The 26511-nt window shown below is 60.6% G+C and carries 22 protein-coding genes; 13 read left to right on the top strand and 9 right to left on the bottom strand.

Translation table 11 applies throughout. From position 1 onward, the window contains the following. Window position 1: 1 nt before the first annotated feature. Window positions 2-1384, top strand: a complete 1383-nt coding sequence (gene cysS / locus ABFB52_RS18875) for a cysteine--tRNA ligase (protein ID WP_085690018.1) — start codon at window positions 2-4, stop codon at window positions 1382-1384. A 339-nt stretch (window positions 1385-1723) separates the two neighbouring features. Next, on the top strand, window positions 1724-2935 hold the full coding sequence (locus tag ABFB52_RS18870) for an MFS transporter (protein WP_129972703.1): 1212 nt from the start codon (window positions 1724-1726) through the stop codon (window positions 2933-2935). Window positions 2936-2951: 16 nt separating this feature from the next. Here the strand turns inward: ABFB52_RS18870 and ABFB52_RS18865 are convergent, their stop codons facing one another. Then, window positions 2952-4802 carry a sigma-54-dependent Fis family transcriptional regulator gene (locus ABFB52_RS18865; protein ID WP_129972704.1) on the bottom strand — a complete coding sequence of 617 codons (1851 nt, stop codon included), beginning with the start codon at window positions 4800-4802 and terminating at the stop codon, window positions 2952-2954. 270 nt (window positions 4803-5072) lie between these two features. Between ABFB52_RS18865 and ABFB52_RS18860 the strand changes: the two genes are divergently transcribed. From ABFB52_RS18860 to ABFB52_RS18835, 6 genes are read left to right on the top strand one after another with little or no spacing between them, the layout of a single operon-like run. Continuing rightward, window positions 5073-6167, top strand: coding sequence for an ABC transporter ATP-binding protein (locus ABFB52_RS18860; protein WP_007951489.1), 1095 nt, complete (start codon window positions 5073-5075; stop codon window positions 6165-6167). Beyond that, window positions 6167-7279: an ABC transporter ATP-binding protein gene (locus tag ABFB52_RS18855; protein WP_085745965.1), complete on the top strand. Its 1113-nt coding sequence runs from the start codon at window positions 6167-6169 to the stop codon at window positions 7277-7279. Before ABFB52_RS18860 ends, ABFB52_RS18855 begins: the two co-directional genes overlap by 1 nt. Further along, window positions 7276-8142 carry a sugar ABC transporter permease gene (locus tag ABFB52_RS18850; protein ID WP_007951487.1) on the top strand — a complete coding sequence of 289 codons (867 nt, stop codon included), beginning with the start codon at window positions 7276-7278 and terminating at the stop codon, window positions 8140-8142. The genes ABFB52_RS18855 and ABFB52_RS18850 overlap by 4 nt, the downstream gene beginning before the upstream one ends. 9 nt (window positions 8143-8151) lie before the next feature. Continuing rightward, window positions 8152-8952, top strand: a complete 801-nt coding sequence (locus tag ABFB52_RS18845; protein ID WP_127798748.1) for a carbohydrate ABC transporter permease — start codon at window positions 8152-8154, stop codon at window positions 8950-8952. Window positions 8953-8962: 10 nt separating this feature from the next. Continuing rightward, window positions 8963-9235 (top strand): DUF2160 domain-containing protein, encoded by a 273-nt coding sequence (locus tag ABFB52_RS18840; protein WP_039767461.1) that lies wholly within the window; start codon window positions 8963-8965, stop codon window positions 9233-9235. A 47-nt stretch (window positions 9236-9282) separates the two neighbouring features. Continuing rightward, window positions 9283-11025, top strand: a complete 1743-nt coding sequence (locus ABFB52_RS18835) for an ABC transporter substrate-binding protein (protein ID WP_007951484.1) — start codon at window positions 9283-9285, stop codon at window positions 11023-11025. 42 nt (window positions 11026-11067) lie between these two features. Here the strand turns inward: ABFB52_RS18835 and ABFB52_RS18830 are convergent, their stop codons facing one another. The 6 genes from ABFB52_RS18830 to ABFB52_RS18805 form a co-directional block, all read right to left on the bottom strand. Continuing rightward, the gene (locus tag ABFB52_RS18830) at window positions 11068-11946 is read right to left on the bottom strand and encodes an alpha/beta fold hydrolase (RefSeq protein ID WP_129972705.1); all 879 of its coding nucleotides are present in this window, start codon (window positions 11944-11946) and stop codon (window positions 11068-11070) included. Beyond that, window positions 11943-12893, bottom strand: coding sequence for a class I SAM-dependent methyltransferase (locus tag ABFB52_RS18825; protein WP_129972706.1), 951 nt, complete (start codon window positions 12891-12893; stop codon window positions 11943-11945). Before ABFB52_RS18825 ends, ABFB52_RS18830 begins: the two co-directional genes overlap by 4 nt. Beyond that, the gene (locus ABFB52_RS18820) at window positions 12890-14113 is read right to left on the bottom strand and encodes a YcaO-like family protein (RefSeq protein WP_129972707.1); all 1224 of its coding nucleotides are present in this window, start codon (window positions 14111-14113) and stop codon (window positions 12890-12892) included. Before ABFB52_RS18820 ends, ABFB52_RS18825 begins: the two co-directional genes overlap by 4 nt. Window positions 14114-14163: 50 nt before the next feature. Beyond that, entirely contained in the window at window positions 14164-14292 is a 129-nt protein-coding gene (locus ABFB52_RS18815; protein ID WP_007951477.1) for a hypothetical protein, read from the bottom strand. Window positions 14293-14664: 372 nt separating this feature from the next. Next, window positions 14665-16074: a heavy metal sensor histidine kinase gene (locus tag ABFB52_RS18810; protein ID WP_129972708.1), complete on the bottom strand. Its 1410-nt coding sequence runs from the start codon at window positions 16072-16074 to the stop codon at window positions 14665-14667. Then, window positions 16071-16745 carry a heavy metal response regulator transcription factor gene (locus ABFB52_RS18805; RefSeq protein ID WP_007951475.1) on the bottom strand — a complete coding sequence of 225 codons (675 nt, stop codon included), beginning with the start codon at window positions 16743-16745 and terminating at the stop codon, window positions 16071-16073. Before ABFB52_RS18805 ends, ABFB52_RS18810 begins: the two co-directional genes overlap by 4 nt. 408 nt (window positions 16746-17153) lie before the next feature. Between ABFB52_RS18805 and ABFB52_RS18800 the strand changes: the two genes are divergently transcribed. The 5 genes from ABFB52_RS18800 to ABFB52_RS18780 all read left to right on the top strand — a co-directional run bounded on the left by ABFB52_RS18800 (window position 17154) and on the right by ABFB52_RS18780 (window position 23546). After that, window positions 17154-18401, top strand: coding sequence for a TolC family protein (locus tag ABFB52_RS18800; protein WP_129972709.1), 1248 nt, complete (start codon window positions 17154-17156; stop codon window positions 18399-18401). A 49-nt stretch (window positions 18402-18450) separates the two neighbouring features. After that, window positions 18451-19644, top strand: a complete 1194-nt coding sequence (locus tag ABFB52_RS18795) for an efflux RND transporter periplasmic adaptor subunit (protein ID WP_129972710.1) — start codon at window positions 18451-18453, stop codon at window positions 19642-19644. Between the two features lie 15 nt (window positions 19645-19659). After that, window positions 19660-22812: a CusA/CzcA family heavy metal efflux RND transporter gene (locus ABFB52_RS18790; protein ID WP_129972711.1), complete on the top strand. Its 3153-nt coding sequence runs from the start codon at window positions 19660-19662 to the stop codon at window positions 22810-22812. Between the two features lie 134 nt (window positions 22813-22946). Continuing rightward, window positions 22947-23147 carry a co-regulatory protein PtrA N-terminal domain-containing protein gene (locus ABFB52_RS18785; RefSeq protein WP_102717003.1) on the top strand — a complete coding sequence of 67 codons (201 nt, stop codon included), beginning with the start codon at window positions 22947-22949 and terminating at the stop codon, window positions 23145-23147. 66 nt (window positions 23148-23213) lie between these two features. Continuing rightward, window positions 23214-23546, top strand: coding sequence for a DUF2790 domain-containing protein (locus ABFB52_RS18780; protein WP_102687960.1), 333 nt, complete (start codon window positions 23214-23216; stop codon window positions 23544-23546). A gap of 85 nt (window positions 23547-23631) precedes the next feature. On the opposite strand, the gene ABFB52_RS18775 is transcribed toward ABFB52_RS18780, so the two are convergent. Together ABFB52_RS18775 and ABFB52_RS18770 are read right to left on the bottom strand one after the other, a co-directional pair. Continuing rightward, window positions 23632-24813 (bottom strand): acyltransferase, encoded by a 1182-nt coding sequence (locus ABFB52_RS18775; protein WP_085745976.1) that lies wholly within the window; start codon window positions 24811-24813, stop codon window positions 23632-23634. A 181-nt stretch (window positions 24814-24994) separates the two neighbouring features. Continuing rightward, on the bottom strand, window positions 24995-26320 hold the full coding sequence (locus ABFB52_RS18770) for an OprD family porin (protein WP_129972712.1): 1326 nt from the start codon (window positions 26318-26320) through the stop codon (window positions 24995-24997). Window positions 26321-26511 lie beyond the last annotated feature (191 nt).

Here is a 26511-nt window from a genome sequence, read left to right as displayed (position 1 = left end):
CGTGCTTACGATCTACAACACGCTCACCAAGAGCAAAGAAGTCTTCAAGCCGCTGGATGGCAACAAGGTGCGCATGTATGTCTGCGGGATGACCGTGTACGACTACTGCCACCTGGGCCATGGCCGCAGCATGGTCGCGTTCGACCTGGTGACCCGCTGGTTGCGGTTCAGCGGTTATGACCTGACCTACGTGCGCAACATCACCGACATCGACGACAAGATCATCAACCGGGCCAACGAGAACGGCGAGTCGTTCGAAGCGTTGACCGAGCGCATGATCGCCGCGATGCACGAAGACGAAGCGCGCCTGAACATCAAGAAGCCGGACATGGAGCCGCGCGCCACGGATCACATCCCTGGCATGCACGCGATGATCCAGACCCTGATCGACAAGGGTTACGCCTACGCCCCGGGCAATGGCGACGTGTACTACCGCGTCGGCAAGTTCATGGGCTACGGCAAGCTCTCGCGCAAGAAGATCGAAGACCTGCGCATCGGTGCGCGGATCGAGGTCGACGAAGCGAAGGAAGATCCGCTGGACTTCGTGCTGTGGAAAGGCGTCAAACCGGGCGAGCCGAGCTGGGAATCGCCGTGGGGCGCAGGGCGTCCGGGCTGGCACATCGAGTGCTCGGTGATGTCCACCTGCTGCCTCGGTGAGACCTTCGACATTCATGGCGGCGGCAGCGATCTCGAGTTCCCGCACCACGAAAACGAAATCGCCCAGAGCGAAGCGGCCACCGGCAAGACCTACGCCAACGCGTGGATGCATTGCGGCATGATCCGGATCAATGGCGAGAAGATGTCCAAGTCCTTGAACAACTTCTTCACCATTCGCGACGTGCTCGACAAGTACCACCCGGAAGTCGTGCGTTACCTGCTGGTGTCGAGCCACTACCGCAGCGCGATCAACTACTCGGAAGACAACCTCAAGGACGCCAAGGGCGCACTGGAGCGTTTCTACCACGCGTTGAAAGGCCTGCCGAACGTGGCGCCGGCGGGCGGCGAAGCGTTCGTCGAGCGTTTCACCACGGTGATGAACGACGACTTCGGCACGCCGGAAGCCTGCGCGGTGCTGTTCGAGATGGTGCGTGAGATCAACCGTCTGCGCGAGAGCGATCTCGATGCAGCGGCCGGTCTGGCAGCGCGCCTGAAAGAACTGGCCAGCGTTCTGGGTGTGTTGCAGCTCGAAGCCGATGACTTCCTGCAGGCCGGCGCCGAAGGGCGTGTCGATGCAGCTGAAGTCGAGGCGCTGATCGCTGCGCGTCTGGCGGCACGTGCCGGCAAGGACTGGGCCGAATCCGACCGCATCCGCGACCAGCTCACCGCCATGGGCGTGGTGCTGGAAGACGGCAAGGGCGGCACGACCTGGCGTCTGGCTGACTGATTGCTGCGCCTGCTACAAACAAAACCCGCCTTGTGCGGGTTTTTGTTTGGCTGCGAGAAGAGCCCCTCACCCTAACCCTCTCCCAGAGGGAGAGGGGACTGAATGGGGGATATTCAAGAAATACGCCGACCTGAAAGGTTTTCTCCGAATCCATAATCGACGCAATCTCTCAGGTCGATGTAGAACGCCAGACACCTCGGTCGGCTCCCTCTCCCTCCGGGCGGTCCGACGTTTCGGGAGGGCTGGGGTGAGGGATTGCTTTTGACGTTCGCGTAGGTCTTGATGTCGGCAACGCGCTCAGCCGGATGCTGAGCGGCGACGATTCGGAATGAAGACATCATGGCAAACCACTATCGCGAACTCCTGACAACCCCCGGCGCAACCGGGTTGGTGCTCGCGAGCTCCATCGCCCGACTGCCCCAGGCAATGATCGGCATCGGCATCATCACCATGCTGGTGCAGCAGACCGGCGTTTACTGGCTGGCCGGCGCAGTCGCCGGTACGTTTACCCTGGCCAATGCGCTGCTCGGCCCGCGCATCTCGAAACAGGTTGATCAGTATGGCCAGAGTCGCGTGCTGCCCGTCGTCACGGTGTTCAGCATCGTCATGTTGCTGGCGCTGATTGTGGCCGTGCACCTGAGGGCGCCCGCTGCGTTGTTTTTTGTACTGGCGGCACTGGCGGGGACAATGCCGAGCATGCCGTCGATGATCCGCGCACGCTGGACGCAGCTGTTTCGTGGCAAGCCGCAGCTGCACACCGCTTTCTCGCTGGACACAGTCCTCACCGAACTGGCCTACATCATCGGCCCACCCCTGGCGATCGGTTTGAGCGTGAGTTTCTTCGCGGAAGCCGGGCCGCTGGTGGCGGTAGGGCTGCTGGCCGTCGGCGTGACGGCGTTTCTCATGCAGCGTCAGACCGAACCGAAAGTGGTGGCCAGCAACCGGAAAAACAGTGGTTCAACCCTGCTGATTCCCGGCGTTCGCACCATTGTTCTGGCGCTGCTGGCGATGGGGGTTATTGGCGGGTCGATCGATGTCGCCGTTGTGGCCTTTGCCAATGCGCAAGGCTGGCCATCGGCTGCCACCTTCATTCTTGCCGCCTATGCATTCGGCTCGCTGGTGGCGGGTCTGACCTTCGGCGCGTTGCGGGTTTCGCTGGCGATTGAAAAACAGTTCTTTATCGGGATCCTGGTCACGGCAGTCACCGGCGTATTGCCGGTGTTCTCACCGGACGTTTATGTCCTGTCCGCGATGCTGTTTATCGCCGGCATCTCGTTCGCGCCGACCATGGTTGTAGTCATGAAGCTGGGGACGATCATCATCCCGGCAGCGAGGATGACCGAAGGCCTGACATGGATGACCACCGGAATCAGCATCGGCGTGGCGCTCGGCGGCATGCTGGCGGGGCTGGTAATTGATGCCTGGGTCGCACGGGCAGGGTTCGGCGTTGCGATAGCCGCAGGTTTGATGATGATGGTTGTAGTGTTGATGGGCCTGCGGACGTTGGCGGCGGCATCGGCTGCGCCTGTTGAGCCAGCCGTTTCGGTCTGATCCGCTATGAAGGCGCTCAGCTCTCAAGCTGCCGCAATCGCTTGTACAGCGTATTGCGGCTCACCCCCAATCGTCGCGCCAGGTGGGAAATATTCCCGCCGGCCAGTTGCAACTCCCGGTTCAAAGCCTCGGCATCGTTCAGATCGATGCCCAGCGGCTCGGCCACTTCCACCGGCTCCATCTCCAGATCGACAAAAAAGTCGTCCGGCAAATGCTCGGGTCGAATCGGTTGTTCCTCGGCCATCGCCAGCGCCACCTGCATCACACTGCTGACTTGGCGCAGATTACCCGGCCACGGGTGTCGTTCAAACAAGTCCAGCACCTCGCGACTCAATCCCGCCCACTGCGATGGCTCGCGATGCTGTTCCCACAACCGCTTGAACAGCGCCTGCTTGTCACTGCGCTCGCGTAGCGGTGGCAATTCCAGAGTCAAGCCGCCAATGCGGTAGTACAAGTCCTCGCGGAAGCGCCCCAGTTGCACCTGTTCCCTGAGCGAACGGTTGGTGGCGGAAATGATCCGCAGATCCACCGGAAACAGCTCGCTGCTGCCCACCGGTTGCACGCAACGCTCCTGCAACACCCGCAACAGGCGGGCCTGGGTCGGCAGCGGCATGTCGCCGATTTCGTCGAGGAACAGCGTGCCCTTGTCGGCCTTGCGGATCAGTCCGATGCTGCCTTTCTGGTTGGCGCCGGTAAACGCGCCTTTCTCGTAGCCGAACAGCTCGGACTCCACCAGTTCGGCGGGGATCGCCGCGCAGTTGACGGCAATGAACGCCTGTTTGCTGCGGGAGCTGGCCTGGTGCAGGGCCTTGACGAAGACTTCCTTGCCGACCCCGGTTTCCCCGTGAATCAGCAGCGGAATGTCCTTTTCCAGCAGGCGTTCGGCCTGGCGCACGGCTTTCTCCACGCGACTGTCGCCGAAGTGCAAAGTGCTCAGGCTGATGGCCGTAGGTACGACGACTTTCGGTTCAGTGGCTCTGGTTTCAGCAAAGACCCGCGCCTGAACCGGTGCCTGTTTAGGTCTTTTCAACAAACACTGGAAACGATTGCGCCCGGAGGTCTGCAAGGCGAACGGCAAACCGTCTGGCTGATTGATCAACTCCAGCAACGACACCTTGAACAGACTTTCAACGCTGACCCGCGACAAGCGCACACCCAGCAGATTGTCGGCCCGACGGTTGGCCGATAGCACCTGACCGCTCTCATCAAAGATCAGCAGCCCGGCCCACTGGCTGTCGAGGTTGTTCAACCCGGTGTTGAAGGTCAGTTGAAAGTGCTGGCCATGGAACAGGTTGAGGATCAGCCGGTTCTCCACGGTCTGGCTCATCATCTTGACCATGCCGAGGGTGTGCGACGGTGGCAGATAGCTGTCGCTGGACACATCGAGTACGGCGATGACCTTGCGCTCGGCATCGAAAATCGGTGCGGCGGAACCGGTCATGAAACGGTTGGCCTTGAGAAAGTGTTCATCGTGTTCAATGTGCACCGCCTGCTCGCAGGCCAGCGCCGTGCCGATGGCGTTGGTGCCGCTGGCGCGCTCGACCCAACTGGCGCCGGCCTGAAAACCGCGCGCCAGATTCGGCTCGATAAAGCGCTGGGTGCCCCAGGACGTCAGCACCTGGCCTTGATTGTCGGCCAGCATGATCAGGCAGTTGGAGTTGCTCAGGATGTTCTCGTAATACGGCAGCACTTCCTGGTGAGTGGTCTGCACCAGCGAATGATGACGGTCGAGCAACTGCGCGATGCCGGCAGCGGGCAACTGATCGAAGGCCGGGGCGCTTTGATGATTGAGACCAAAGGCGCGGCAACGGGACCAGGAGTCCTGGACGATGGCGTCATGGGAAAGCGGCGGGGCAGGTGCGGCCATGATTGGCAGTCTCTGAAGGGTGCCTTGTTGTTTTTGTTATGGCTCGTTCGACGAGCAAAAAGCATCCATAGAGTGTTGTTCACTATTGTTCATTGTCAATCGCCCGACTGTTCAATTGTTCAGTCGCGACTGTTCACTTGTGTTCAGCTACGAACCCCGGTTTGCGTGGCCTCCAGCGAATTTTCCGGTAAATCAACAGCTTGCCGTTTCTGGCACGAATGTCGCTCTACAGGACAGGTCGCTTGACTCCAATAATAAAAAGGCCGAGCCATGTCACTCACCCTGGAGCACGTCAGCCGTACCGTCGAGGGCCAGACCTGGATCGACGATGCGAGCCTGAAATTCGAACCTGGATCCTTCAACGTTTTGCTCGGGCGCACGCTGTCCGGTAAAACCAGTCTGATGCGCCTGATGGCCGGTCTGGACAAGCCCGACAGCGGCCGCATCCTGATGAACGGCGTCGACGTCACCCAGCGCCCGGTACGTCTGCGCAACGTGTCGATGGTCTATCAGCAGTTCATCAATTACCCGACCATGACGGTGTTCGAGAACATCGCGTCGCCGCTGCGCCAGGCCGGGATCTCCAACGAGCAGATTCAGAGCAAGGTGCAGGAAACCGCGAAGATGCTGCGCATCGAGAAGTTTCTGAAGCGCTATCCGCTGGAGCTGTCCGGCGGTCAGCAACAGCGCACGGCCATGGCCCGGGCACTGGTCAAGGATGCCGAACTGATTCTGTTCGACGAGCCGCTGGTCAACCTCGACTACAAACTGCGCGAAGAGCTGCGCCAGGAAATGCGCGAGCTGTTCAAGGCGCGCCACACCATCGCCATCTACGCCACCACCGAGCCCAACGAAGCGCTGGCGCTGGGCGGCACCACCACCATTCTTCATGAAGGCCGGGTGATCCAGAGCGGCCCCTCGACCGAGGTCTATCACCAGCCACAAACGGTGCTGGCCGCTGAATTGTTCTCCGAACCGCCGATCAACCTGATGCCGGGGCGCATCGCCGGCAACGAAGTGAGTTTCGCCAACTTCGTGCACTTTCCGTTGAACGTCGACCTGCGGCCGGTGGGCGAGGGCGAGTTCCGCTTTGGTGTTCGCCCGAGCCACATCTCATTGGTGCCGAGCAACGACGACGACCTGGAACTGGCGGTGACCGTCGAGGTGGCGGAAATCAGCGGTTCGGAAACCTTCCTCCACGTGCGCAACGAGCATTTCCTGCTGGTGCTGCATTTGCCGGGGGTTCACGAATACGACGTCGATGCGCCGATCCGCATCTATATCCCGACTCATAAACTGTTTGTGTTCGATGCGCAGGGCCGTCTGGTGCAGGCACCGGGCCGGCGCGTCGCGAGGGTTGCCTGATGGCCGAAATCCGTTTGCAGCACCTCGCCCACAGCTACAGCAAAACCCCGAGCGGGCCTGAGGATTACGCGATCCGCGAGATGGACCACATCTGGGAGCAGGGCGGCGCCTATGCCTTGCTCGGTCCGTCGGGTTGCGGCAAGTCGACCTTGCTCAACATCATTTCCGGTCTGCTCAGCCCGTCCCAGGGTCATGTGCTGTTCGACGGCAAAGCGGTCAACGACCTGACCCCGGAAAAGCGCAACATCGCGCAGGTTTTCCAGTTCCCGGTGGTCTACGACACCATGACCGTGTTCGACAACCTGGCCTTTCCCTTGCGCAATCAGGGCCTGGCCGAAGCGAAAGTACACAGCAAGGTGCAGGAAATCGCCGAAGTCCTCGACCTGCAGAACCTGTTGAGCAAAAAGGCGCGCAACCTTACTGCCGACGAAAAACAGAAAGTTTCCATGGGCCGTGGCCTGGTGCGCGATGACGTGTCGGCGATCCTCTTCGATGAGCCGCTGACGGTGATCGACCCGCACCTGAAATGGAAACTGCGGCGCAAGCTCAAGCAGATCCACGAGCAATTCAACATCACCATGGTCTACGTCACCCACGATCAACTGGAGGCGTCGACCTTCGCCGACAAGATCGCAGTGATGTATGGCGGTCAGATTGTCCAGTTCGGCACGCCACGGGAATTGTTCGAGCGGCCGAGCCACACCTTTGTCGGCTACTTCATCGGCAGCCCGGGGATGAACCTGATCGAAGTGCAGCCGCAACCGGGCGGGGTCGGTTTCAATTCGACTCATCTGCCGCTCTCCGACGGCTTGCAGCGCCATATCGAACACGGTCAGTGGAAAAATCTGAAGGTCGGCATCCGTCCCGAGTTCGTTCACGTGTGGGACGAGCCGTTCGATGACGCGATGCAGGCGCGGGTCGTACATGTCGAAGACCTCGGCACCTACAAGATCATGACCCTGGATCTGGACGGCGCGCCGCTGAAAGTGCGTCTGGCCGAGGACAAACCGGTGCCGCAGGGCACGGCCTACATCAGTTTTCCGGCGCAGTGGCTGATGGTCTATGCCGACGAGTTTCTGCTGGATGCCACCGACAGCGAGGTACAGCCATGAACAAGGTGCAGAACAACAAAGCCTGGTGGCTGGTGTTGCCGGTGTTCCTGCTGGTGGCGTTCAGTGCGGTGATCCCGATGATGACCGTGGTCAACTATTCGGTGCAGGACATCTTCGACCAGTCCAGCCGCTACTTCGTCGGTGCCGACTGGTACAAGCAGGTGCTGCTAGATCCGCGTCTGCACGACTCGTTGCTGCGCCAGTTCATCTACTCGGCGTGTGTGTTGCTGATCGAAATCCCCCTCGGCATCGCCATTGCGCTGACCATGCCGACCAAGGGCCGTTGGTCGTCGGTGGTGCTGATCGTGCTGGCGATTCCGCTGCTGATTCCATGGAACGTGGTCGGCACCATCTGGCAGATTTTCGGCCGCGCCGACATCGGCCTGCTCGGTTCAAGCCTCAACGCCATGGGCATCAGCTACAACTACGCGGCCAACACCATGGACGCCTGGGTCACCGTGCTGGTGATGGACGTCTGGCACTGGACTTCGCTGGTGGCGCTGTTGTGTTTCTCCGGGCTGCGGGCGATTCCCGACGTGTACTACCAGGCCGCACGCATCGACCGGGCCTCGGCCTGGGCCGTGTTCCGCCATATTCAGTTGCCCAAGTTGAAGAGCGTGCTGCTGATCGCGGTGATGCTGCGCTTCATGGACAGCTTCATGATCTACACCGAGCCGTTCGTGCTCACCGGCGGCGGGCCGGGTAACTCGACGACCTTCCTGAGTCAGACCCTGACCCAGATGGCCGTAGGCCAATTCGACCTGGGGCCGGCGGCGGCATTCTCGCTGGTGTACTTCCTGATCATCCTTCTGGTGTCCTGGCTGTTCTACACCGCCATGACCCACAACGATGCCAACCGCTGAGGCCCGGCCATGAGCAAAAGAAAGCTGATCCCCCTGCTGCTCTACATCCTGTTCCTGCTGGTGCCGATCTACTGGCTGCTGAACATGTCGTTCAAGAGCAACACCGAAATCCTCGGCGGACTGACCCTTTTCCCACAGGATTTCACGCTGGCGAACTACAAGGTGATCTTCACCGACCCGAGTTGGTACACCGGCTATATCAACTCGCTGTACTACGTCAGTCTGAATACGATCATTTCCCTGAGCGTGGCGCTGCCGGCGGCCTACGCGTTTTCGCGCTATCGCTTTCTTGGCGACAAACACCTGTTCTTCTGGCTGCTGACCAACCGCATGGCGCCGCCGGCGGTATTCCTGCTGCCGTTCTTCCAGCTGTACTCATCGATTGGCCTGTTCGACACCCACATTGCCGTGGCGCTGGCGCACTGCCTGTTCAACGTGCCGCTGGCGGTGTGGATCCTCGAAGGCTTCATGTCCGGGGTGCCGAAGGAAATCGACGAAACCGCCTACATCGACGGCTACAGTTTTCCCAAGTTCTTCGTGAAGATCTTCATACCGCTGATCGGCTCCGGCATCGGTGTGACGGCGTTTTTCTGCTTCATGTTTTCCTGGGTCGAACTGCTGCTGGCGCGCACGCTGACCTCGGTGAACGCCAAACCGATCGCGGCGGTGATGACGCGCACGGTGTCGGCGTCCGGCATTGACTGGGGCGTACTGGCGGCGGCGGGGGTGTTGACTATCCTCCCCGGCATGCTGGTGATCTGGTTCGTTCGCAACCACGTGGCCAAGGGCTTTGCCCTGGGCCGGGTCTGAGGAACTGATGATGGAATGGATGAGCTGGACCGTCCCGACGGCGGCGTTTTTCATCGTGATCGGGTTGATCCTGGTGGGCATGACCACCTGGGAATTGCGCTCGCCGAGCATCTTGCGGCGAGGGTTTCTGCCGATTGCCACCACCCGTGGCGATCGCTTGTTCATCGGTCTTCTCGGCAGCGCCTACCTGCATCTGCTGGTAATCGGCGTGACCGACTGGAGCATCTGGGTAGCGTCCGCGTTGTCCCTGGTGTGGCTGTTGGCTGTGATGCGTTGGGGCTAGTCGAATCGCTCGGCAATCTTGCTCCGAAAACCTAACAGGAGGTCTCTATGTTCGATAAGAAAAATAAGCTGCGACATAGCATTTCATTGGCAGCCATGCTGGCACTCAGCGGTTTGAGCGCGTCCGCCTGGGCCGACGCCTACGAAGATGCCGCAAAAAAATGGATCGGCAGCGAGTTCAAGCCGTCGACCCTGACGGCCGAGCAGCAACTCGAAGAACTGAAGTGGTTCATCAAGGCGGCCGAACCGTTTCGCGGGATGGACATCAAGGTCGTCTCGGAAACCCTGACCACCCACGAATATGAATCCAAGGTGCTGGCCAAGGCCTTCAGTGAAATCACCGGCATCAAGCTGACCCACGACTTGTTGCAGGAAGGCGACGTCGTGGAAAAAATGCAGACGGTGATGCAGTCGGACAAGAACATCTATGACGGCTGGGTCAACGACTCGGACCTGATCGGTACGCACTTTCGCTACGGCAAGACCGAATCGATCACCGACCTGATGGCCAACGAAGGCAAGAACTTCACCTCGCCGACCCTCGACATCAAGGACTTCATCGGCATCTCTTTCACCACCGCGCCGGACGGCAAGATCTATCAATTGCCCGACCAGCAGTTCGCCAACCTGTACTGGTTCCGCGCCGACTGGTTCGAACGCGCCGACCTGAAAGCCAAGTTCAAGGAAAAGTACGGCTATGAACTGGGCGTGCCGGTGAACTGGTCGGCCTATGAAGACATCGCCAAATTCTTCAGCGAAGACGTCAAGGAAATCGACGGCAAGCGTATCTACGGGCATATGGACTACGGCAAGAAAGACCCGTCCCTGGGCTGGCGCTTCACCGATGCCTGGTTCTCCATGGCCGGTGGCGGCGACAAGGGCATTCCCAACGGCTTGCCGGTGGACGAGTGGGGGATTCGTGTAGAGGATTGCCACCCGGTCGGCTCCAGCGTGACCCGCGGCGGCGACACCAACGGCCCGGCGGCGGTGTTCGCCACCACCAAATACGTCGACTGGCTGAAAAAGTACGCGCCACCGGAAGCGGCGGGCATGACCTTCTCCGAGTCCGGCCCGGTACCGTCCCAGGGCAACATCGCCCAGCAGATCTTCTGGTACACCGCGTTCACCGCCGACATGACCAAACCGGGCCTGCCGGTGGTCAACGCCGACGGCACGCCGAAATGGCGTATGGCGCCGTCGCCGCGTGGACCGTACTGGGAAGAGGGGATGAAACTCGGTTATCAGGACGTGGGCTCGTGGACCTTCATGAAATCCACGCCTGAGAAACAGAAACTCGCGGCCTGGCTGTACGCGCAGTTCGTGACCTCGAAAACCGTTTCGTTGAAGAAAACCATCGTCGGCCTGACGCCGATTCGTGAATCGGACATCAACTCGCAAGCGATGACCGATCTGGCACCGAAACTCGGTGGTCTGGTCGAGTTCTACCGCAGCCCGGCCCGCGTGCAATGGACCCCGACCGGCACCAACGTGCCGGACTACCCACGCCTGGCGCAACTGTGGTGGAGCCACATCGCTGAGGCCGCCAGCGGCGAGAAGACCCCGCAACAGGCCCTCGACGGTCTGGCCAAGGATCAGGACGCGATCATGACCCGTCTGGAACGGTCCAAGGCCCAAGCGGTGTGCGCACCGAAAATGAACCCCGAGCGCGACGCGCAATACTGGTTCGACCAACCGGGCGCACCAAAACCGAAGCTGGCCAACGAGAAGCCGAAGGGCGAAACCGTGAGCTACAACGAACTGCTCAAGTCGTGGGAGGCGGCACGCAAGTAAGCGCTTTTGCGGGACGGAACGGCACCTTCGGGTGCCGTTTTTTTAGCCCTCGATTTCACGTTTCACCGCCCGGCGCACCGCTTTAAGGAGGGCGTTTTCAAAGGCGTTGTGCCCGGCGTGCAGCAGCCGGCAGTGGATGTTCATGCGTTGCCTGAGCCAGCGCACGCTGGCCATGCCATGGGTATCGCGGATGCCCTGGATTAGCAGGGTGTTGTCATCGAGGGTCAGGTCTTCATCCTTTGGCGTGAAGCAGTAGTTCTGCAGGTGGTAATGCAGTTCCAGACGAATCGCGAGCACGGCTTCCTGATCGACGAAACGCTCCAGCGTGTCGGGGCAAATCGCCTGCCCTGTGCGACGTAGAACAGCGTTCAACCATTCGATGGCGGCGCGGCGTTGTTGCAATGGACAGCCTTCGCCGAGGATCCGGTAGATGTCCCTGGCACGGTGGCTGGGCGACATTTGAGGCGATTGCGCCAGCCCGTCATTGAGTACCTGATCGTAGGCCCGGACATTGTCGGCAAACGGCACGAATACCGAGACCAGCGTAGTTTTCAGCAGGTGCTGCGGATAGCGCTGTTGGTACTGGATCGCCAGCCAGCTACCCCATGACACCCCCAGCACGCTGATTTTTTCGAAGCCGAAATGCTGGCGCAGGGCATCGATGTCTTCGACACACTGCCCGGTAGTGTTATCCCGAAGTTCGCCGTAGGGCGTCGAGCGTCCGCAACCTCGTTGATCAAACAGGATGATGTCGAACCGGCCCGTGTCGAAGAACTGCAAATGGTGGCGGCTGATACGCCCGCCGGGACCACCATGGATAAAAAACACCGGTTCGTGTCCCGGAACACCATGCCGTTCCCAATAGAGTTGATGGCCGTCGCCGGTCGGGTAATAACCTCGGCTGTGCAGGGAAAAACTCATGGCGCCGGAACCGTCAGACGATAGAACTGGAACAGCTCGACCTGCCCGGGCCGTGCCGCGACGCTGGATTCAAGTTTCAGGTGGTGGAGGGAGGCGAGCCAGGTGACCGAAATCAACACCGGGGTGTGCCCGAAAACGAGGATCGTGCCGCCGGGCTTGACGCAGCGGATCAGCGATTCGAATGCGGCCTGGGCATCCCGTCGGGTCAAGACTTCGGCGTTGAGGAACCGCAGGACCAAGACATCGCAGCGAATCCCGGAATCGAAAGCTTCACTCGCCTCCAGCACGTCGAATTCGATGGATGTTCCGCTGTGCCAGCGCCTGGCGTGTTCGATCATCGAGGCCGAACGGTCACTGCCCAGGCACAGACAGTCGGGCAGGGCGCGGGCGAGGTGGGCGATGAACGCGCCGGTCGAACAGGCCGGGTCGTAAATCAGCGCGCCTTTTTCAGTGATGGCCTGGAGCAGCCCGGCGCAGTATTCGCGCAAGTGGTGTTCGTCAGTGTTCAGCTGTTCGGCCAGTGATTCGTTGCATTGCCAGAAGTCTGCCGGGCAGACCGCTTCCCGGCCCGCCTCATCCAGCAGCGGAAAGGGAAACAGGACCTCGCTGTCAGCCTGATGCAAGGCGTGCTCGAAGAACTGCGCTTTGTCTGCGGGGGAGACCGTCCGATAGCCGATCGACAACCCGTCATCACCCCACAATGAGTGGAGGTGCGGGCCAAACAACATGTCGGGTTTGAGCGCACTGCCGGCCTGCCACCGGAAATGCCGGTCACGCTGCAGGAGCTTGCGGCCGACCCAGAGCTCATCGTTCACCCGCAGGAAAAAAACGTGGTGCAGTCCGCTGCCTCGTGGTTCGAGGAAGTGGCCAACCGTGCCGTTCTCGTTGAGGTAAAGGCGCATCGAACGGGCCAGTGTCAGTTCCCGGGTGCGATCGAGTCGGTTCATACGGCTGGCCTCTCCAGCGTACGGCCTCGGGCTTGCGGAATGACGACGTTGCCGCTGGAGACCACGAAGAAGCGTTCCAGTCCGGGGATCACCACGTTGAGCAGGGTGGTGCCGAGCTCGGTTCGCTGCAGGATGGCGGCCCCCAGCGTACGGCCATGAATCCGCAGGTCTTGAGTCAGCAAGTACAGTTGGTTTTCCACCGACAGGTATTTAGCGGAATCCGGCAGTCTGATTTCGTGTTGAACGCAGCGATGCAGGAGCGTCTGCGGATCGAACTGCGCACAGCGCAGCAGTCGCGGGAAGGGCTGCAGATTGCGCAGCGCATTGTTCAGCGTCTGTCGGTATTCGGGTTCGGCGGCGCTGAGTTGCAATTGCACCAGTTCAGTGAGCGCCCGCCACGCCGCGTGGCGCGGGTCGAGGGAGCTGCCACTGCCGAATACCTGTGGGTGAGCGCCCGGCTTCGTGGTGAGGGCCAGAAAAGTCCGGGTCGTGAACTCGGTGCTGATATCCACCAGCACGATTTCGCCGTCGATCTCCTGTTCGGCATCGGCCCACAGACGACCGAGTTCGTCGCTTTCAGTGAGACGCGCCACCCGCCGCAGTGGTGGATGATTTTCGTAGTAAAAATGGTTGAGCAAAAACAACGACACGGCGTCGCGCTCGATGCATTCGTTGGCGGCGTGCAGCATCGCTTCGTTGTAAGTGGCGCCAATCGCGGTGCCGCTGTTGCTGGCGTAGCGCTGCACGGCGCGGTAGTCCGCCATATCCGGTGACGAGGGCAAACGTGAACCGTTCGGCGAGGTCAGCGCCACCGGATAGGAAAACCGGTCATGCCACGGCGGACAGACATAGGTCCGGCAGGTGATGCGCACGTTTTGCTGGCAAGTGAGCCTGTGCAGAAGCGAGTCATCGGCAAACACCGGCGTGTCTTTGAAATAGCGTTCCGTCTCGTGGTGAACATCGTAGGTACAGAGCTCATCCGTCCAATAGTGCTCGAGCGCTTCATAGAGCGCGCCCAGGTGCGCCTGATCCGCATAGCCCTTGCCGGAGCCACGGGCATGACGGTTGTCGCTGCCATGCAGACTGGCCTGAACGGCAACCACTTTGCTGCCGAGGGTGCGGGTGTGTGGTGTGAGGCCCAGGCGTGAAAGTTCGGTGTGAATACGCCGTTCTGCCTGAGCGGCCGTGAGCTCACGCTCAGCCAACGTTGTCTTGTCCATGATTCCCTTCCTGGAAAGCCCGCGAGGGCGCAGGGCCCCCGCGGGTTCTGTCACTCGGCGTTGAGTTCCGCCTGTTCTTCCTCGGTCAGTTGCAGCGCTTCGATCTGCTCTGGCGAGGGTGCTTCCTGCTCTTCCAGTTCATCGATAGGGTTTGCGTTCAAGCTGCCCATGTAGCCCATGATGTTGCTCCTTGGTTGTTGTTTGGGAGTGCTGTTGCAAGCACGAACCGAATCTAAAAGGGCGGTGAGGGCGGGGTCAAAAATGTCCGGACGTTTCCAGCTGCGGGTTTCAGCGGTGTCGAAATACGTACTGATAAAACGTGAATTGACGCCGGGCGGATGTGTTTCTGGGGGGCAGCACTGCGTGGCAACGGGCGAACCATGCGAAAGGAGTCAGCGGTTTGAGGCGTTCTGTCGTGTGCCGCTGTCGGACGTTTCAGCGCGGGGACGACGCAAATTCGTACTGAAGGATTTACGGAGATGGATGCAGCACTTGTGCGGTGATTTTTCCCATGAGGTTTGAGAAAACACCGCACAAATCGGCTTGACGGTTCAGTGCCGTTCCCGGTGCATCACAGGAAACACCAGACTGAACACGGTCATCGCCCCCGGACGGCTTTGAACCTGCGCGGAGCCCTGATGCAAGGTCATGATCGAATGCACGATGGCCAGCCCCAGCCCGGTACTGCCCTGTGAACGGGTGCGACTGCTGTCGACCCGGTAAAAACGGTCGAACAGATACGGCAGGTGCTGCGCTTCGATGCCTGTGCCGGGATTGCTCACCCGCAGCGACACCTCGTTCGGCGTTTGTTCGATGAACAGCGAAACGGTCTTGCCGGACGGGCAGTGGCGCAGGGCATTGGACAGCAGATTGGAAATCGCTCGCTGAATCATCAGCCGGTCGCCCGATACCTGAGCGCTGCCGATGACCTTCAGATCGATCTGTTTGTCCTGTGCCGTCAGGAAAAACAGATCCGCCACTTTGAACGCCTCTTCCTCCAGCGCAATCGGCTCGAACGAGGTGTGTGCCGCAGGCTGGCTCGCCTGGGCCAGGAACAGCATGTCCGAAACAATCCGCGCGACCCGCTCCAGCTCCTCGGTGCAGGACACCAGAACGTTGGTGTATTCCTCGACCGAGCGCTCTCGCGACAGCGTCACTTGGGCCTTGCCCATCAGGTTGTTGATCGGCGTGCGCAGTTCGTGGGCCAGGTCATCGGAGAACTGCGACAACTGCTGCACGCCGCTGTCCAGTCGATCGAGCATGACGTTGATGCCCTGCGCCAGTTCGCTGAGTTCCTGGGGCATGTTCAGCACCGACAACCGGTGATCGAGATCCTGCGTCGTCACTCGTGCCGCCACTTTGCGAAACTCCCGAAGCGGGGCCAGCCCTCGTTGCACCGCCCCCCATGCGGTCAGGCCGATGAATACCAGCAGCAATGGCAAAGCCATCAACGTCGAGCGCAAATAAGCACTGAGCAGAGCCTGATCGTGGGCGTTATCCATCGACAGCAGCACCGGTACGTTGCTGCCGTCCTTGAGGCGAATCAGCTTGGAGACGGTGAGAAACTTCGCGCCTTCAGCATCGGCGCTGTCGGTGTGGGTCAACTGATCGGTGGTCGCCCGAACTGCCTTCAGTTCAATCCGTGGATCGGTCAGGCCCGAGCCGGACTTGAGCAGCGGGGTGCGCAGGTTGTTCAGGTCGTAAATGGTCAGGGTCAGGTTGTCATGCCCCATGACCTGATCGAGCAGAATGTGCGGCTTGGCGCTGATCTCGCCGGTGTCGAAGTACAGCGTCAGGCTGTGCTCGACCTGTTCCAGCTTCTTTTCCAGGCTGTCCCGGGACAACGCATTGAGTTCATGGGTGAGTGCGAAGTAGGCAAGAATCGCCAGGAAAACCACCAGCAGCGCACCCAGGATGCTCACGGTCAGCCCCAGTCGCAGCGACAGACTGGCCGGCTTCATTCCCGGGCCTCCAGCACATAGCCGACACCGCGCAGGGTGTGGATCAGTTTGCTGTCGAACGGGTCGTCGATCTTCGCCCGCAAGCGACGGATCGAAACTTCGACCACGTTGGTGTCGCAGTCGAAATTCATGTCCCACACCAGCGAGATGATCTGGGTGCGGGTCAGCACTTCGCCGGACTGGCGCATCAGCAGGTGCAGCAGGGCGAACTCCTTGGTGGTCAGGTCGATGCGCTGCGTGCCTCGAAACGCCCGGTGACGGCCCGGATCGAGTTCCAGATCGGCGACCTTGAGCACCTGCGGCACCGGGATGTTTTCGCTACGGCGCATCAACGTGCGTACCCGCGCCAGCAGTTCCGGAAACTCGAACGGCTTGACCAGATAATCATCGGCGCCCAGATCCAGACCGCGGATCTTGTCCGCCAGCCGCCCGCGTGCGGTGAGCATCATCACCCGGGTGGAGTGGGTGCGACGCAGTTGTTCCAGCACGCTCCAGCCGTCGAGTTCCGGCAGGTTCACATCGAGAATGATCAGGTCATAAACCTGTTGTTGCGCCAGGTGCAAACCATCCGCGCCATTGACGGCGTGATCAACGATATAACCACTTTCGGTCAGGCCCTGATGCAAGTATTCGGCAGCTTTAAGCTCGTCCTCGACGACAAGGATTCGCATGATGTTTCACCACTTTTGATGAATGGGTATTTAAGTAAGTGAGTCTGGAAGTTGCAGTTTTTGCAGGGACTTCCTGACGGACTTTTTAACTGGATGGCGTGCACGGTAAAGGCTGTAGTGACTACAGAGTCAACGCCTGAGCCCTTTAAATCGGCCATCCGCGACAGCCTGTCGCAGCGAAATGGTCGGTTTTTGATGACTTCCATTTCGGCAAGTGCTGTTCGGCGGATAACTAACGCGTATTTGTTTCTATCTATTGCAATAAAGCCATTCGAACTTCGAATCCTAGAGCAAAACAACTTCGATAAACCGTGGATAACGGATTTGTAATGTTCACGTCACCTTGTCGATAAGTTCAAAACCCTACCGTGGCGCCATCAACGATTCTTGATTGAAGGAAGCCTTCCATTGCCCGGTTTAATTGAACTGACGGCGCGATCACGCCTGAAAAAAACCGCCAGCGGCCTTTTGTTGCTGGCTTGTACCAGCCTAGCCAGTGCATCGACCCTGACGCTGGATCAGGCGCTGCAAACCGCCTTCGCCGGCAACCCGGATCTCGCCGCCGCGCAGTGGGAAATCGGCATTGCCGAAGGCGACCGCAAACAGGCCGGGCTGATCCCGAATCCCGAAGTGTCGTGGGAGGCCGAAGACACCCGGCGCGAATCGCGCACCACCACGGTGATGCTCAGCCAGCCGATCGAGCTGGGCGGCAAGCGTGGCGCGCGGATTGAAGTAGCGAGTCGTGCGCAGGATGCCGCCGGCATCGAGCTGGAGCGCAAGCGCAACGCACTGCGCGCCGACGTGCTTCAAGCGTTCAACGGTGCGCAAACCGCGCAGCAACGTTTGCAACTGGCCCGGCAGTCGCTGCAGCTCGCCGAGCACGGTTTGCGTGTGGCACAGGGGCGGATCGAGGCGGGCAAGTCGTCGCCGGTCGAAGGCACGCGGGCGCAAGTGCAGCTTTCGGAAGTGCGCCTGGAATTGAGCCGCGCCGAGCGCGATCAGGCCAATGCGTACCAGCAGTTGGCACAGGTCATGGGCGCACCGTTGCCGACGTCGACTACGGTGCAGACCGCGACTCAAAGCCTGCCCAGCGTACCGCTGCCCACCCGTTTGCTTGAACGCTTGAATGAGACGGCGGAGCTGCGCCTGGCCAGGTTGCAGATCGACCAGCGCGAGGCGTCGCTGGGGCTGGAAAAGTCCCAGCGGATTCCCGATCTCACCGTCAGCGTCGGCAGCCAATACAGCGAAGCCGAGCGCGAGCGGGTCAACGTGGTGGGGCTGTCGATGCCGATTCCGCTGTTCAACCGCAATCAGGGCAACGTGCTGGCGGCGGCGCGGCGTACCGATCAGGCGCGTGACCTGCGCAACGCCACCGAACTGCGTTTGCGCACGGAAATCCAGACCACGCTGGCGCAATGGCAGACCGCCAACGGCGAAATCCAGGCATTTGACAGGACCATCCTGCCCGCCGCGCAAAGTGCGGTGGACAGCGCCACTCGCGGTTTCGAAATGGGCAAGTTCGGCTTCCTCGACGTACTCGATGCCCAGCGCACATTGATCGCCGCTCGCAGCCAATACATGCAGGCGGTGAGCGAGGCGACCGACGCCCGGGTCCGCATCGAACGCATCTTCGGCGACCTCAGCGCCAACCCTTGAATTTCAACTTTCTGATCACTGCGCGATGGTTTGGCGCAGAGGAGTTTCCATGGACAAAAAACTGATCGTGGTCGCTGCGGCGACGTTGGCGCTGGGCATTGGCCTCGGCGTGATGTGGAGCGGCAATGCGTCCATCGATGCGCATGCCGATGAAGCGGCGGAACACGCCGATCACGCCGAAGAAGGCGCCGCCGCTGACGGCGAGCACGCCGGAGAAGGGCACATCGAATTGACTGCCGAGCAGATCGCGGCGGCGGGGATTCAACTGGCCGCCGCCCAGGCGCATAGCTTCAGCCTCGGCCTGTCGTTCCCCGGTGAAGTGCGTTTTGACGAAGACCGCACCGCGCATGTGGTGCCGCGCGTGCCGGGCGTGGTCGAGTCGGTGTCGGTCAATCTCGGGCAGTCGGTGAAAAAGGGCCAGTTGCTGGCGGTGATCGCCAGTCAGCAGATTTCCGATCAGCGCAGCGAGCAGGCAGCCGCGCAACGCCGCTTGGCCCTGGCCCGCACGACGTTCGAGCGCGAGAAGAAACTGTGGCAGGACAAGATCTCCGCCGAACAGGATTTCCTCCAGGCACGTCAGGCCCTGGAGGAAGCCGAAATTGCCGTGAGCAATGCCCGGCAAAAGATCAGCGTGCTCAGTGGCAGTGTGGTCGCCACCGGTGGCAATCGCTATGAACTGCGGGCGCCGTTCGACGGTGTGGTAGTGGAAAAGCACCTGACGCCGGGCGAGGTGGTCGATGAAACCACGGCGGCGTTCACGCTCTCGGATTTGTCGCGGGTGTGGGTCACCTTCGGCGTGTCGCCGAAGGATTTGAACAAGGTGCAAGTGGGCAAACCCGTCACCGTCAGCGCGGCGGAGTTGAACGCCGAAGTCAGCGGCACCGTGGCTTACGTCGGCAGCCTGCTCGGCGAACAGACCCGCACCGCGACCGTGCGCGTTACCCTGGAAAACCCGCAAGGTTCGTGGCGACCCGGCCTGTTTGTCACCGCGCTGGTCGCCACCGACAGCCGTCAGGCCAAAGTCGCCGTACCGGAAACCGCAGTCCAGACCGTCGAGGACAAACCCACGGTCTTCGTCCGCACAGAAGATGGCTTCAAGGCCCAAGCGGTAGAGCTGGGCAGTCGCGCGGCGGGGCAAGTGGAAGTCACCGCCGGACTGGAGCCTGGCGTGCAAGTCGCGAGCGCCGGCAGCTTCGTCCTCAAATCGGAGCTGGGCAAAGCCTCGGCCGAGCACAGTCATTAATCGCGGAAGACTCCCATGTTCGAACGCCTGATCCAGTTTGCCATCGAGCAGCGCATCATCGTGCTGCTCGCCGTTCTGCTCATGGCCGGCCTCGGCATCGCCAGTTATCAGAAGCTGCCGATCGACGCCGTGCCCGATATCACCAATGTCCAGGTACAGATCAACACCGGCGCGGCCGGGTTCTCGCCGCTGGAAACCGAGCAGCGCATCACCTTTCCGATTGAAACCGCGATGGCCGGCCTGCCGGCGCTGGAGCAGACGCGCTCGCTGTCGCGTTCGGGGTTGTCCCAGGTCACGGTGATCTTCAAGGACGGCACCGATCTGTTCTTTGCGCGGCAATTGGTCAACGAACGATTACAGTCGGCCAAGGAGCAGTTGCCCGAAGGCGTGGAAGCGGTGATGGGGCCGATTTCCACCGGTCTCGGCGAGATCTTCTTATGGACGGTCGAGACCAAGGAAGGCGCGCTGAAAGATGACGGCACGCCCTACACGCCGACCGACTTGCGGGTGATCCAGGACTGGATCATCAAGCCGCAACTGCGCAACGTCCCCGGCGTGGCCGAGATCAACACCATCGGCGGTTTTGCCAAGGAGTACCAGATTGCGCCCGACCCGAAAAAACTCGCGGCCTATAAACTGACCCTCACCGATCTGGTGACGGCGCTGGAGCGCAACAACGCCAACGTCGGCGCCGGCTACATCGAGCGCAGCGGCGAGCAATTGCTGATTCGCGCGCCGGGCCAGGTGGCGAGCACCGAGGACATCGCCAACATCGTCATGGCCAACGTCGACGGCACGCCGATCCGGATCAAGAACGTCGCCACCGTGGACATCGGCCGCGAACTGCGCAGCGGCGCCGCCACGGAAAATGGCCGCGAAGTGGTGCTCGGCACGGTGTTCATGTTGATCGGTGAAAACAGTCGCACGGTTTCCCAGGCCGTCGCCGCGAAGCTCGAACAGATCAACAAATCGTTGCCCGCCGGCGTGATCGCGGTGCCGGTGTACGACCGCACGCATCTGGTCGACAAGGCCATCGCCACGGTGAAGAAGAACCTCGTCGAAGGCGCGATTCTGGTGATCGCTATCCTGTTTCTGTTCCTCGGCAATATCCGCGCTGCGCTGATCACGGCGATGGTGATTCCGCTGTCGATGTTGTTCACCTTCACCGGCATGTTCAGCAACAAGGTCAGCGCCAACCTGATGAGCCTCGGCGCGCTGGACTTCGGGATCATTGTCGACGGCGCGGTGGTAATCGTTGAAAACACCCTGCGCCGACTGGCCCATGCGCAGCAGCATCACGGGCGTCTGCTGACGCGATCCGAGCGTTTCCATGAAGTGTTTGCGGCAGCGAAAGAGGCGCGGCGACCGCTGATTTTCGGCCAGTTGATCATTATGGTCGTGTATCTGCCGATCTTCGCTCTGAGCGGCGTCGAGGGAAAAATGTTCCACCCGATGGCGTTCACCGTGGTCATCGCGTTGCTCGGCGCCATGCTCTTGTCCGTGACCTTTGTGCCGGCGGCGATTGCGTTGTTCGTGACCGGCAAGGTCAAGGAAGAAGAGGGCGTGGTGATGCGTGGTGCACGTCGCGTGTATGCACCGGCGCTGGCCTGGGTGATGTCGCATCGTGCTGTTGCCGTGGGTGCGGCGCTGGGCGTGATCGTCCTCAGTGGCGTGGTCACCAGCCGCATGGGCAGCGAGTTTGTGCCGAGTCTCAGCGAAGGCGATTTTGCCTTGCAGGCGTTGCGCGTGCCGGGCACCAGCCTGACGCAATCGGTGGATATGCAGCAGCGGCTGGAAACGTTGATCCTCAATAAAGTGCCGGAAGTCGAGCGCGTGTTCGCCCGCACCGGTACTGCGGAAATCGCCTCTGACCCGATGCCGCCGAACATCTCCGACAGCTACGTGATGCTCAAGCCCAAAGAGCAATGGCCTGACCCGGGCAAGTCCCGCGAAACCCTGATGGCCGAACTGCAACAGGCCGCGGCGACGCTGCCGGGCAGCAACTATGAACTGTCGCAGCCGATCCAGTTGCGCTTTAACGAACTGATCTCCGGCGTGCGCAGCGACGTGGCGGTCAAGGTGTTCGGCGATGACATGGACGTGCTCAACGCCACGGCGGCGAAGATTGCCGCCGCGATGCAGAAGGTCGACGGTGCGTCCGAGGTCAAGGTCGAGCAAACCACCGGTCTGCCGGTGCTGACCATCAACATCGACCGCGACAAGGCTGCGCGTTACGGGCTCAACGTCGGTGATGTGCAGGACACCATCGCGGTGGCCGTCGGCGGGCAGAAGGCCGGGACGTTGTATGAAGGTGACCGTCGATTCGACATGGTGGTGCGGTTGTCCGACGCCATGCGCAAGGACATCGACGGGTTGTCGGCGCTGCTGATTCCGGTGCCAGCGGCGGGTGGTGATGCTTCCAGTCAGATCGGTTTCATTGCGCTGAAGGACGTTGCCAGCCTCGATCTGGTGCTGGGGCCGAATCAGGTCAGCCGCGAAAACGGTAAGCGCCTGGTGATCGTCAGCGCCAACGTACGTGGGCGCGACATCGGTTCTTTCGTCGCCGAGGCGGGCGAGGTGATCGAGCGCGACGTGCAGGTGCCGGCGGGTTACTGGACCACCTGGGGCGGGCAGTTCGAGCAACTGCAATCAGCGGCCAAGCGCTTGCAGATCGTGGTGCCGGTGGCGTTGCTGCTGGTGTTCGGGCTGCTGTTCATGATGTTCAACAACCTCAAGGACGGCTTGCTGGTGTTCACCGGGATTCCGTTTGCGCTGACCGGCGGGGTCATGGCGTTGTGGCTTCGGGACATTCCGCTGTCGATCTCGGCGGGCGTCGGGTTTATCGCGCTGTCCGGTGTGGCGGTGCTCAACGGGCTGGTGATGATCGCGTTCATTCGCAACTTGCGGGAGGAAGGCCGGTCGTTGTCCGAAGCGATCCATGAAGGCGCGCTGACGCGATTGCGCCCGGTGTTGATGACGGCGCTGGTGGCGTCTTTAGGCTTCATTCCGATGGCTCTTGCGACCGGCACCGGGGCCGAGGTGCAGCGACCGCTGGCGACGGTGGTGATTGGCGGGATCCTGTCCTCGACCATTCTCACGCTGCTGATCCTGCCAGCGCTGTATCAGCTGGCGCATCGTCGGGACGAGGAAGCGCTTACGGCTGCCTAGTCACTTTTTACCTCAACAACAGGCCCGCCATTGCGGGCCTTTCTACATGACGGATATGTAATTTCGGCGCCACCGTCACGAAAGGTTCGGATTGTTACCTTGATCCCGTCAGTGACTTGAATGAGGAATCAATGATGAAACTTGCACAGATTGGCGCGTTTGCCGTGGCTCTGATGATGTCTTCGCTGGTGTTGGCCGAAGGTGGCGGGGATCGCACCTTCGACCGAATGATGACCGCCAACGACCGTTCCATGGAGCTATATGTCGCCAGGGAAAAGGCCCGCGACCCGGTTGTCGTCAATGAGAAGAAAGACGACACCACCAAGGACCTTTAAAAACGCCGCGCTGGAACAAGCCTGTCGTCCGAATTCCGATGCCGGGCTTTTTTGGAGGAATTGAACATGAAGTGGATCAAGTGGATGACCTTCGCCGGCGCCATGGCGATGTCTGTGAATGTGCTGGCCGAAGGCGGTGGTGATCGAACCTTCGAGCGAGCGTTCAGCGCCAACGCCAAGGCCATGGAGCAATACGCGGCCGAACGGGGCAAGGCGGCGCCCGTGGTGAAGGATTACGAATACGGAATGAAGCTTGATGTGGTGAAAATCGTCAGCGTTGTGAAGCCCCAGCCCGCTTGCGCCGTCGTCCCCACTGCGATGACCTATGAGGATTCGAACGGGCAGCTCAATACGCTCAAGTACAGCGTGGCGGGTGCTTGCCGAAACAGCGGCAGCTGATGCTGCGCACTTTCACGGTGTGCACCCGGCCATTGTGGTCATGCGCGGAAGACCTTGGCGTCTGCCGCGCTTTTGCGTTTGCGGGTTATTTGACTGGCAATGGCTCAGCAGTCGCGCCGGCAGTTACCGCAGGCGCTTCATGGCTCAGTTTGCGGCGGGCAATCTCTGCTCCACGCTGGCGCAGGGGCGTTTCGATAAAGCGGTAATTGAGCTCGCTCAGCACTACCAGCAAAACCAGAGACGTCGCTAACAGCTCAAGGGTAAAACGCCCGTCCAGGGGCACGCCCTGACTGGCGGCCACACGGGTCCAGATCTCTGTACTCAGGTGATTGGTGAAGACGTGAATCACGTAGAGTCCATAGGATCGCGAGCCGGCCCACTGCATGAAACCGCGCATGAAGGCCGGGCAGTAGATGTAACCCTTCTCGTAACTCGCCAGCCAGACAATCAGCACCGCGACGAGCGCGACCATGCCGACGGCAATCGGCATGGCTATCAGTTGTATGGCGACAGCACCCAGCATGTAGAGCAGAAACAGCGTGCAAAACATGGATCTGGTCGAACTCTGCCCCAGCTCACGCGGTTCGATCTGCCGATAGAGGCGGGTTCGGGTAAACAGGCACAGGAGAATTCCCCAGAGCATTGCGTCCAGGCGGAAGTACGTGAGGATGCTCATGGGGTGGCCGAAAGGATTTCGATCCACACCAAACTGCAAGGCAATGAGCGCGAACAGGACGATGACGCGCCAGCGTGGCGACGTTATGAACAGCAGAAAAAACGGAAAGACGAAGTAGAACTGCTCCTCCAGCGCCAGGCTCCAGTATTGGGGGCTGGAACCCAGCAGTGATTGGTAATGAGCGATGTTGCCAGTGAATGTTGCTACGGCAGTGAAACTGCGCAGATTGTCGTACCACGAGCCGAAGGCGTTCGACTGGTTGAACACAATGGAAAACAACAGCGGGAGGAGAATCCAGAGCCACGCAGTGGGCAACAGCCGGTAGGCGCGCCGTAGCCAGAAACAAGCGGCGGCCAGCCCCGGCTGGCCTTGCGCGCGGTGTTTGTCGAAATAGTCCAGATAGGCCTTGCTCACCACGAAACCGGAAATGCAGAAGAACAGATCGACCCCGGTCCAGGGCATGAAGACAGAAAAGATCCTCAGCAGCGTATCGGCGTGAAACGGCAGCATCATGTTGACGTGGCTCAAGAGGGTCATGGCGACGGCCGCGCCTCTCAAGTATTCGATTTCCAGGTTTTTACGCGCGCTCATCGATCCCTCGTTGTTCTTGTTTTTCAGCGCTGGCGAAGATGGCAGGTGACCGCTTGTCCGGTCAAGAAATCGATCTGTTATTTGCGGAACAAAAAAAAGCGCCCCGAAGGACGCCAAAGGATTCACCTCTTACCAAAGGAGCAAGGAGCTTCTAAAGGTGAATGGGCATTGCTCGTAAAACTCAGAGAATCGCCAGCGGGTATTCGACGATCACCCGTACCTCATCCAGGTCCGACTCAAATGCCGTGGCTCTGGTCGTGGCCTGGCGCAGGCGCAGCGACAGGTCTTTCATCGAACCGCTCTGCACCACGTATTTGACTTCGATGTCACGCTCCCAGCGCTTCTGGTCGGTCAGTGGATTGCTGTCGGCATCGCGGCGCATGTACACGGCGTTGGCGTTGGAGTAATCGGCGTCGGTGCCGCGTGCATAACGGGTCATGAACGACAGGCCGGGCACGCCGTAGGGGGTCATGTCGAGGTCGTAGCGCACCATCCACGAACGCTCTTTCGGCGAGTTGAAGTCGCTGTACTGGATCGAGTTGTCGAGGAAGATCGAGTCGGACTGGCGCAGGTAGTCGAAGTCGTCGTTGCCGTTGTTGCGCTGGTGGGAAAGGGCGACGGAATGCGCGCCGAATTTCACGCCGACGCGGCCGCTCCAGATGTTGTTGTCGAACTCGCCGAGCAATTGTTTGCCCTCGTCGACCGCCTTGTAGTAATTCAGGCCGCCGAACAGCGACAGGTCATCCGACAGCGGATACGTCCAGGCGGTGCCGGCGTAGTACTGGTTCCAGGCATCTTTGAGGCGGCTGGAGTACAGGCTGAAACTCAGGTTTTTGTTCAGCGCGTAATCGCCGCCGCCGTAAGCGATCCACGGCGAGTTGACCGGGCCGGCATAGAAGGTCGCGAAGTTCTCGCGCAGGTCGCTGGACACCGGTTGACTCATCGCATGCAACCGGCCGCCCTGGATCGACAGGCCTTCGACGCTGTTGTTGGTCGCGGTCACACCGCGAAAGCTTTCCGGCAGCAATCGCGAATCACCTGCCGCGACCACCGGGTTGGCCGGGAACACATCACCGACTTTCACCACCGTATCGAAGGCCCGCACTTTGGCGGCGCCGCCGACCTTGGTGTATTCGTCCCGTGCTTCACCGTCGCTGTTGACCGGCAACACATCGAACGAACTGCGGCCACCGTTGCGGCCGTCGCCGGTGTCGAGCTTCAGGCCGATCATCGCAAATGCATCCACCCCGACCCCGACGGTGCCCTGGGTGAAACCGGATTCGAACTTACCGATGATGCCGTGGGCCCAGGCTTCGGAGTATCCATTGCCGGTAGGGCTGGACTGACCGTTGCGGTGATCACGGTTGAAGTAAAGGTTACGGTTGAGCACCGTCAGGCTGCTGCCTTCGATAAACCCTTCGGGTTTTTCTTCTGCAAACACCGAGGACGGTCCGGCGCCGACGACCACTGCCAGAGCGGCCATCGATATTTTTGTGTTGTTAACCATCAATCACTCCTTGGGTTCGGCAGAACGGGAACGAGCTTCGGCGTGGGTTTTATTGTTCGACGGACAAGGGGCCCGCCGGCATGGTCGCCGGGTGACATCGTTGCAGGCTGCAGATAACGCGGAGGTGATTGGGGAATTACAATTTTGTCAGGTGGGGCGGGCGAAACTCACACACAGGGTGGGTCTGATCG

This window comes from Pseudomonas sp. 9.2(2024) (assembly GCF_039695385.1).
GTDB lineage: Bacteria > Pseudomonadota > Gammaproteobacteria > Pseudomonadales > Pseudomonadaceae > Aquipseudomonas > Aquipseudomonas paraglycinae.
The sequence above is the reverse complement of the archived record's forward strand: the minus strand, read 5'-3'. Positions and strand labels throughout refer to the sequence as shown.